This is a genomic window from Streptomyces sp. SID5785 (genome assembly GCF_009870065.1).
Classification (GTDB): Bacteria; Actinomycetota; Actinomycetes; order Streptomycetales; family Streptomycetaceae; genus Streptomyces.
Map to the genome: position 1 here is coordinate 1 of NZ_WWIA01000449.1, position 1544 is coordinate 1544.

Consider the following 1544-nt stretch of genomic DNA (forward strand, 5'->3'; position numbering starts at 1 on the left):
GCGGCGTCGTGGGTGTTGCGCAGTTCCCCGCGCCCCTGGTGGGTGGGGGTGAGGTTTGTGGGTCGGGTGTGGCGGCGTGGTGGGGTTGCGCAGTTCCCCGCGCCTCTGGGGGACCGCATTCTGTGGCGGGGGGTCAGAGTGGGGGGTGGGATCTGAGGGACTCGATCGCTGTGCGGGCCGCTGTGCCGATGGCCGCGTCGGCTCGGGGGAGGGTGGCGTCCGCTCGGGCCGCGCGGGTGAAGACCACCGCGGTGTACGTGCTGCCGTCGGGGAGTTCGACGACCCCGGCCTCGTGCCGCAGCGCCCCGAGCGTGCCCGTCTTGCCGGACACCCGGACGTCGTCGTACGGGAATCCGGAGGCGAGCCGGTGGCGCCACGGCTGACGGGACATCACCTCGCGCATGAAGGCACAGTGCGCGGGTGACGCGGCGCGGTCCGTCCAGATCGCGTGCAGCAGCCGCGCGATGTCGGCGGGCGTCGAGGACGACGTGTGCGCCGGGTCGTAGACGTCCTCGGGCGCGGCCGTGTCGTTGCTGGCGATGTGCCGCATCGCCGCGGACAGCGAACCGGTACCGGTCTCGGCGACGAGCCGGTCCCAGGTGTGGGCGACGCCGCCGTGCACGTGGGTGTCGGGCAGGCCGAGGGCGCGGCACGTCTGCGCCACGGCCGCGGGACCGACCGCCCGCAGCACCGCGTCCGCCGCCGTGTTGTCCGACACCGTCATCATCAGCACGACCAGGTCGCGCAGCGACATCGTCACCGGGTCGGCCAGGACCGAGATGCCCGTCGGGCCGGCCACCCGCTGCGACGGGTCCAGGGTCACCGCCCGGCGCGGGTCGAGGACTCCCGCGTCCACCTGCCGCCAGAAGGCCGCCATCAGCGGCACCTTGTAGACGGACGCGATCGGCACGCGCTCGTCCGGGCCCAGGGTCACCGCGGCCTCCGGCCGCCGCACGTCCGCGACGTGCACGAGTCCGCTCACTCCCGCGTCGGCGAACAGCTCGCGCAGCGCCCGTCGCACGTCGCCGTGACGGCGTTCCGTCCCGCTCACCGCTGCGCCTCCCGGGCCAGCGCGTCCACCAGGAGCCCGGCCGTCCCGGCCGACTGCTCGGCGGCCGGGCCGCGCGCATCCCACACCACCCGCAAGCGCAGCGGCAGCGGCGGATCGGTGGCCGGCCGGCGGGTGACGCCGGAGGCGGCCAGCGTCGGGTCGGCCGTGACGAGGACCGCCTGCCCGGCGGCGACGAGCGCGAGCCCCGCCCGCTCGTCGGAGATCACGACCGTGTCGACCGTGCGGCCCCGGCTGGCCAGGGTGTCCACGAACAGGTCATGGGCGGCGGGCGCCTCCTCCCGGGGCCGCACCGCGACCGGCAGCCGGCGCCCGGGACCGCCGCGCGGCTCGACGGGCGTCAGGACCCAGCTGGGCACCAGCACCACCGGGCCCGCGGCGAGCCCGTCGAGCACCGCCGGGTGCCGGACGACCGCCACGTCGAGCCGGCCCGCGCCGAGTTCGGCGAGCAGCGTCGTCGTCGGCGCCGTGGAGA

General features: G+C 76.3%; 2 protein-coding genes. Both read right to left on the minus strand.

Features of this window, described 5'->3' with window-relative positions:
- Positions 1–133: 133 nt before the first annotated feature.
- Positions 134–1051: a serine hydrolase gene (locus GTW43_RS14950; protein ID WP_161302383.1), complete on the minus strand. Its 918-nt coding sequence runs from the start codon at positions 1049–1051 to the stop codon at positions 134–136.
- Positions 1048–1544 (minus strand): LysR substrate-binding domain-containing protein (locus tag GTW43_RS14955; RefSeq protein WP_343246009.1); only part of this gene is annotated, 497 nt, incomplete at its 5' end. The genes GTW43_RS14955 and GTW43_RS14950, both read right to left, overlap by 4 nt.